Raw genomic sequence first — 6,892 nt, forward strand, 5'->3', positions numbered from 1 at the left:
TGGTAGCAGCTCCACTCTGCCGGGAGGTTCTCGTCACATCAGGGAAGCCAGATCAAACAACCTCCCTGGGCAGTACACCTAGACGGGCCGGGTAGGGCGCCCCAGGTCAGGGGCCTGCGTCAGCGCGCGAGCGGCGGTCCCGGGGTCATCCACGTGCAGCCGGACCTCCCGCACGTCTCGCGGGTTCGGCCGGCGCCACGGGAACGTGGGCGCCGTCGCGGGCACCGGGCGGTCGAGGTCCAGCGTGAGGCCCGTCCCGTCGGGCCCGGCGAGGGCGAGCACGGGCGCGGCGCCGGCGCCACCCGGGCCGGGGTCCTCGACGAACTCCGCGGCCGTGGGCGAGAGCCGCCGGTCGCGCCGCACCGCGGCCACCGCGTCGAGCGGCACGCGGGCGCAGACGTGCGGCCCGTTGCGCAGCACCAGCGTGTCGCCGGTGAGCAGGTGCGGTCGCACGACGCGCCCGGCGAGCATGCCTAGGATCACCACGAGCCCGTACAGCCCGAGCACGTCGAGCACGATCCGCGTCACCGGCCACGGCACGAGCAGGTGCACGGCCACGACCTCGATGGCCGCCGCGACTGAGAGCGCCGCTGGGACGCCGAGCGTGCCGCGCGCGTACCCGATCGCGGTGGCGCCGGCGGGGACGTCCGGCCGCCGCGCCACCCACCGCGCGAGCGAGGCGAGGGTGCGGGCCTCGGTGGAGGCGAGGCGCAGGTAGGGGTCGTCGGCGGCGAGCGCGGACAGCGCCGCCCGCCGCGTGGGCGCGGCCCGGCGCGCGTGGCGGTAGCGCCGCACGTACTCCGCGACGACCACCGCTGCGAGCGGCACCTCCACCGCGAGGAACAGGGCGAGGGCCGCCGCACGGCCGATCACCCCGGTGGCCAGCAGGACGGCGTCGGCGACGACGACGAGGGCCGCGATCGCCGGGACCCAGCGCCTCATCGGTCCCGCCCACCCTCGTCCGCGGCGGCGGCCGCGAGCACCCGGCGGACGACCTCCCGCTGGGCCGGGTCGGGGAGCAGCTGCTCGGGCGTGGGCCCGGCGGAGTCGTCGTCCGCGTCGTGGTCGGGCCCGGGCGGCGGCGAGGCGAGCAACACGCGCAGCGCCGGGTCGGCGGCGAGGGTGTCGGCGAGCCGGGTGATCTCGTCCTCCGCGTCGGCGACCGGCCGGCCCTCGAGGGCGTGGAAGCCGGCGAGTAGATCCAGGTAGGCGGCGCGGCGAGCGGTTTCGCTGCCGATCCGGGCGTAGGACTCGGCAAGGACCTCGGGAAAGTCGGTGGAGAGAGCGAGCAGGTCCAGCAGGTCGCGCTCGCGGTCGATCAGCGCGAGCAGCTCGGCGGGGTCGGGGCGGCGCGCAGCGTCGGCCCTACAAGCGTCGAGGGCGCGTGCGACCTCGGCGGGGAGCAGTCCGGGCGGCAGGCCGGCGGCAGCGCGCTCGGCGATCGCGTCCAGGCGTGCCCGCTGCAAGGTGAGCCGCTGGATGCGGGCGTCGATGTGGGCCCGTAGGGCGTCGAGGTCGGTGGACGCCGAGCTGTCGAGGTGCGCGCGCACGTCCCGCAGGGGCACGCCGGAGTCGGAAAGGAACGCGATCCGGACGATGCGCACCAGGTCGGCGACGTCGTACTCCCGGTACCCGCCGGGCGTGCGCGGGGGCTCGGGCAGGGCGCCGATGCGGTGGTAGTGCCGGATCGTCCTTGCGCTCACCCGGGCCAGGCGGGCGACCTCTCCGATTCTCATGGCTCCATCCTCAACCCTGACACTGTGACAAGGTCAAGCGCCGAGCGGCCCGCGCCCGGGGTGGACCCTCGCACGCCCGGCTCCGCCGCGTCCGGCGGCGTGGAACAATGGCTCCCGGCACTGCCACCGGTCGGCCGTGCCTCTAGCCAGCCACACCCCACAGACGTTCGGCGAAGGAGCACAGATGGCGATCATCGAGCAGGTCGGAGCCCGGGAGATCCTCGATTCGCGAGGCAACCCCACCGTCGAGGTGGAGGTGCTGCTGGACGACGGCTCGTTCGGTCGCGCCGCGGTGCCGTCGGGCGCCTCGACCGGCGCCCACGAGGCCGTAGAGTTGCGCGACGGCGACGACCGCTACCTCGGCAAGGGCGTGACCAAGGCCGTGGAGGCCGTGTTGGACGTGCTCGCGCCCGCCGTGATGGGCCTCGAGGCCGACGAGCAGCGCGTGGTGGACGAGGCCCTGCTCGACGCCGACGGCACCCCCAACAAGGCCAGCGCCGGCGCCAACGCGATCCTCGGCGTCTCCCTGGCCGTGGCCCGCGCGGCCGCCGACTCGGCCCGCCTCGAGCTGTACCGCTTCGTGGGTGGCGCCAACGCCCACGTCCTGCCGGTGCCGATGATGAACATCCTCAACGGCGGTGCCCATGCCGACTCGGGCGTGGACGTCCAGGAGTTCATGATCGCCCCCATCGGCGCGCCCACCTTCCGCGAGGCGCTGCGCATGGGCACGGAGGTCTACCACGCGCTCAAGACCGTCATCAAGGACAAGGGCCTGTCGACCGGCCTGGGCGACGAGGGCGGCTTCGCCCCGTCCGTGGACTCCACCACGGCGGCGCTCGACCTCATCGTGGAGGCCATCGAGAAGGCCGGCTACACGCTGGGTAAGGACGTGGCGCTGGCGCTCGACGTGGCCGCGACCGAGTTCTACTCCGACGGCAAGTACCACTTCGAGGGCGGCCAGCTCTCCGCCGCCGAGATGGCCGACGTCTACGCCGAGCTCGTGGAGAAGTACGCCCTGGTCTCGATCGAGGACCCGCTCGACGAGGACGACTGGGACGGCTGGAAGACCCTCACCGACATGATCGGCGACAAGGTCCAGCTGGTCGGCGACGACCTCTTTGTGACCAACCCCCAGCGTCTGGCCGACGGCATCGAGAAGGGCCTGGCCAACGCCCTGCTGGTCAAGGTCAACCAGATCGGCACGCTCACCGAGACGCTGGACGCCGTGGACCTGGCCCACCGCAACACGTACACCACCATGATGAGCCACCGCTCGGGCGAGACCGAGGACACGACCATCGCCGACCTCGCGGTGGCCTGCAACTGTGGCCAGATCAAGACCGGCGCCCCGGCCCGGTCGGAGCGCGTGGCCAAGTACAACCAGCTGCTGCGCATCGAGGAGATGCTCGGCGACGCCGCCCGGTACGCGGGTGCGTCGGCCTTCCCGCGCTTCTCCGCCTGATCCGCCACCGCCGCACGTAGTCTGGGCGCGTAGCAGCCCGGGCCGGCGCCGACCCCCGGGAGCCCCGTGTTCCCCGGGGGTCGGCGTCGTTCGGCCCCGGAGGCAATGATGTGACGACGACGAGGCCCGTCCTCGCGAGAAAGGAGCAGGTGCATGGCACGCCCACCGCGCTCCTCCGATCCGCGACGCGGGTCGGGTCGGGGCGGCGATTCGCGGCGCCACGACGGTCGCGACCGCTCGGCCCCTCGTCGGCCGGGGGAGGCGTCGGGTCCGATCCGGCGCGCCCCGCAGCGGGCCGGCGGTCAGGCGATCGATCCGGGTCGTCGTCAACCTCCTCAGCGCCGCACGCCCGCCCGTGACCGGGACCGGCCCGCCCCCGCGGCGCGGCCGTCATCCTCCGGGCGGGTGGGCACCACCGCACACCCGGAGGCGCACCGGCTCACCACGCGCACGGACCTGTCGGAGACGGTGCTGGGGCCGCGGAACTACACGCCGCGGCGGATCGGGCTGCTGGCGGCGATCGCGATCGTGCTGCTGGTGACCGTCTCGTTCCCGCTGCGCAACCACTACCAGTTCCTGTCGGACCAGAAGGCCGTGGCGCAGGAGCGGGCGGCGCTGGAGAAGACCATCGCGGAGCTGGAGGCGCAGGAGCGGCAACTGGCCGACCCGGCGTACATCGAGCAGCAGGCCCGCATCCGGTTTGGCGCCGTGAAGCCGGGGGAGACCCCGTACCGCGTGTCGCAGGTCGATCCGGTGGAAAAAGCCGCGGCCGAGCAGGCGGCCGCCGAGCTGGCCGCGCAGTCGTGGCAGACGCGGGTGTGGAACTCGATCGCCGAGCCGCGGGATCCGGTGATGCCGGAGGGCTCGAGCCTGCCGGACGACCTGGGCGCCGAGCTGCCGCCCCCGGCGGAGGGTCCCGCTCCCGGCGGCCCCGAGGTCCCGGGTGCCGACTCCGAGGTGGACGTGCCCGGCGTCGGCGCCTCGCAGCCGGGCGGCTGAGCCGGCCCCGCCCCGCTTTTCCGTACCGACATTTCCAGGAGGATCCACCCGCCGTGACCGACCAGCCCGCCACCCCGCAGACCGAGGTGTCCCAGGCCGACCTCGACGCCGTCGAGGCGCAGCTCGGCCGGCCGCCGCGCGGCGTGCTGGCGGTGGCGTACCGCAGCCCCGACGGCACCCCCGGGGTGGTGAAGACCGCCCCGCGGCTCGAGGACGGCACCCCGTTTCCCACGCTCTACTACCTCACCGATCCCAGGCTGACCGCGGAGGCGAGCCGGCAGGAGTCTGCCGGCGTGATGCGCCCGATGCAGGCGCGGCTGGCCACCGACGCCGAGCTGGCCGCCAACTATCAGGCGGCCCACGAGAAGTACCTGCGCGACCGCAACGCGATCGAGGACCTGGGCACCGACTTCTCCGGCGGCGGGATGCCCGAGCGGGTCAAGTGCCTGCACGTGCTGATGGCCTACGCGCTGGCCGAGGGGCCGGGCGTGGTGCGGCTCGGCGACGAGTCCGTGGCACTTGCCTGCGAGGCCGGGCTGCGCGGGACCGCGTTGCCGTCCGATTGGCCCACGACGGAGGAGCTGGGGATGCCGGATTACTACGCGCTGGCCTCTGAGTCGTGAGCGGGCCCGTGCGCGTCGGTGCAGTGGACTGCGGCACCAACTCCATCCGGCTGCTCGTGGCCGAGGGCGTGCCCGGCCGGGCCGGGCTCACCGACGTGGTGCGCGAGATGCGGATCATCCGCCTGGGCGAGGGCGTCGATGCCACCGGGCGGATCTCGGACGGTGCGATCTCGCGGGCCCGCACGGCGCTGCGCGACTACGTGGCGACCATGGCCTCGCACGACGTCCGGGCCGTGCGGATGGTGGCCACCTCGGCGACGCGGGATGCAGCCAACAAGGTGGACTTCTTTGACATGACCGCCGACGTCCTGGGGGAGCACTTCCCGGGCGGCGCGGCCGAGGTGATCACCGGCCAGACCGAGGCCGAGCTGACCTTCGCCGGCGGCGTGGCCGACCTGGACGCCGCCGACGGCCCGTTCGTCGTGACCGACCTCGGCGGCGGGTCCACGGAGATCGTGGTGGGGGAGCTGGTCGACGGCGAGGCGCGGCTGTTGGGGGCCCGGAGCCTGGACGTGGGGTGCGTCCGGATCACCGAGCGGGTGCTGCACTCGGACCCGCCGTCCGACGCCGAGGTGACGCGGGCCCGGGCGGTGATCGAGCAGGCCCTGGCCGAGGCCGGTGACGTCCCCGTGGGGCGGGCCGCCCGCTGGGTGGGCGTCGCGGGGACGTTCACCACGCTCTCCGCGTTGGCACAGGGGTTGGGGGAGTACGATCCCGAGCGGATCCACGGCAGCGTGATCCCGCTGGAGCGGATGCGCGAGGTGTGCGCCCGGCTCGTGGCCGCTCCGGTCGCCGAGCGTCGCGCCCTGGGGCCGATGCACCCCGGTCGGGCGGACGTGATCGGCGGTGGCGCGATCGTGGTGCAGGCGCTGTGTGATGTGATGGCAGAGCGCGCGGGGTTGTCCGAGCTCTCAGTGAGTGAGAAGGACATCCTGGACGGGATCGCGATGTCGGTGCTAACCCGCCTGGCCGGCTAGCCCGACCCGGCGCCCTGCGCGCCTCCCGGTCCCGCTCTGGCGGGGTCGGCAAGCCCCCATAGCCCAATTGGCAGAGGCAGACGGCTTAAAACCGTTTCAGTGTCGGTTCGAGTCCGACTGGGGGCACGATGGCGCTTGCTCGGTGAATGGGTTTGTGCGGGACTGATGCACGGTTAGGTGACACGGTTAGTCACGCGGCCTGAGGGGCAGCCATGATTCTCCTTCGGGTAAGGCGCTGAGTGGCAGAGACTCAGCGCAGGCCGCGCAACGCGCTGCGTTGCTGTGCGTCGCGCTCACGCTTGGCAGCGAGGGCTTCTTGCATGCGCATTTTCTGGATCGCGCCCCGAACGTGGGCGGGGATCTCGCGCTGGGTTTCCCCCGCTCGTATGGCGTCACAGAACTCCGGCCCGCACTTCTCACACCAACCTGATTTGAGGACAACGGCGGCCTGGTCGTCCTGCGGGAGACGGTCAACGGTCGTATCCGTCCAAAGGTTAGCGGACGGACCGTCGTTGCAGTCACAACTGAAGGCGATGTAGTCGTTCGCCTTGAACCTCTCCCACACTGCCTGCGTGACGATGACCTGGTGGCGCTCTGCCGCCTGCGCGCACTTGGCGGCGTAATTGACCGGCTTCCCGGCCCAGACTGCCTCCTGCTCGCTCACGACCTTGCGTGTGCCGATGCGCTTAACCAGCGTGCGAGCGGCGTGGATGCCTACCTTGTAGCCCGTCTCCGGCGCTTTCGGCCAACGTTTTTCCAGTTGCTGCACGAGATCGTCACTAAAGGTGCGGATCGTGACGGCTGCGCACAGGGCACGTTCGTAGGCCCGGTCGCCCCAGAAGAGGCCGAATCCGCCGTCGCCTTGGATGTCGATGAAGTTCGCCTCGAAATCGTGGAAGATGCGCACCGCACCCTCGACGCTGCTCTTGTAGATGCGGGCGGTCGACTTGTCGTGCTTGTTGGTCCCGAGGTGGGTGGACCCCTTCAGGTCACAGACCACGGCGACGACCTCAGGAAGTGTCAAGGGCCAGTGAGTTCTGCCCAGGGGCGGTCTTGAGACCTGCCCGGTGACGGTCACCAGATCTGCCCGGAGAT

At 72.4% G+C, this 6,892-nt stretch carries 7 protein-coding genes and 1 tRNA gene; 5 read left to right on the plus strand and 3 right to left on the minus strand.

All coding sequences use genetic code 11. The features are described from left to right. Window positions 1-78: 78 nt before the first annotated feature. Window positions 79-942 (minus strand): hypothetical protein, encoded by an 864-nt coding sequence (locus ACH0BZ_RS16120; protein WP_406899748.1) that lies wholly within the window; start codon window positions 940-942, stop codon window positions 79-81. Continuing rightward, window positions 939-1,736: a MerR family transcriptional regulator gene (locus ACH0BZ_RS16125; RefSeq protein ID WP_406899749.1), complete on the minus strand. Its 798-nt coding sequence runs from the start codon at window positions 1,734-1,736 to the stop codon at window positions 939-941. Before ACH0BZ_RS16125 ends, ACH0BZ_RS16120 begins: the two co-directional genes overlap by 4 nt. Window positions 1,737-1,920: 184 nt before the next feature. Here ACH0BZ_RS16125 and eno point away from each other — a divergent pair, with 184 nt between their 5' ends. From eno to ACH0BZ_RS16150, 5 genes are all read left to right on the plus strand, one after another. Beyond that, window positions 1,921-3,198 carry a phosphopyruvate hydratase gene (gene eno / locus ACH0BZ_RS16130; RefSeq protein WP_406899750.1) on the plus strand — a complete coding sequence of 426 codons (1,278 nt, stop codon included), beginning with the start codon at window positions 1,921-1,923 and terminating at the stop codon, window positions 3,196-3,198. Between the two features lie 405 nt (window positions 3,199-3,603). Continuing rightward, window positions 3,604-4,197, plus strand: a complete 594-nt coding sequence (locus tag ACH0BZ_RS16135) for a septum formation initiator family protein (RefSeq protein ID WP_406899752.1) — start codon at window positions 3,604-3,606, stop codon at window positions 4,195-4,197. A 53-nt stretch (window positions 4,198-4,250) separates the two neighbouring features. Next, a complete protein-coding gene (locus ACH0BZ_RS16140) occupies window positions 4,251-4,820 on the plus strand; it encodes a DUF501 domain-containing protein (RefSeq protein ID WP_406899753.1) in 570 nt (189 codons plus the stop codon). After that, window positions 4,817-5,797, plus strand: a complete 981-nt coding sequence (locus ACH0BZ_RS16145) for an exopolyphosphatase (protein ID WP_406899754.1) — start codon at window positions 4,817-4,819, stop codon at window positions 5,795-5,797. Before ACH0BZ_RS16140 ends, ACH0BZ_RS16145 begins: the two co-directional genes overlap by 4 nt. Before the next feature lie 52 nt (window positions 5,798-5,849). After that, window positions 5,850-5,923 (plus strand) — tRNA-Leu (locus tag ACH0BZ_RS16150). Between the two features lie 124 nt (window positions 5,924-6,047). Here the strand turns inward: ACH0BZ_RS16150 and ACH0BZ_RS16155 are convergent. Further along, window positions 6,048-6,892, minus strand: an 845-nt coding sequence (locus tag ACH0BZ_RS16155; RefSeq protein ID WP_406899755.1) for a hypothetical protein, incomplete at its 5' end; no start/stop codon positions are given.

It is taken from the genome of Dietzia sp. 179-F 9C3 NHS, from assembly GCF_045369825.1.
GTDB lineage: Bacteria > Actinomycetota > Actinomycetes > Mycobacteriales > Mycobacteriaceae > Dietzia.

What these genes read in the sequence shown, in the direction of transcription:
- ACH0BZ_RS16120 (WP_406899748.1), bottom strand. Translation starts at nt 942, where the DNA reads ATGAGGCGCTGGGTCCCGGCGATCGCGGCCCTCGTCGTCGTCGCCGAC.
- ACH0BZ_RS16125 (WP_406899749.1), bottom strand. Translation starts at nt 1,736, where the DNA reads ATGAGAATCGGAGAGGTCGCCCGCCTGGCCCGGGTGAGCGCAAGGACG.
- eno (WP_406899750.1), top strand. Translation starts at nt 1,921, where the DNA reads ATGGCGATCATCGAGCAGGTCGGAGCCCGGGAGATCCTCGATTCGCGA.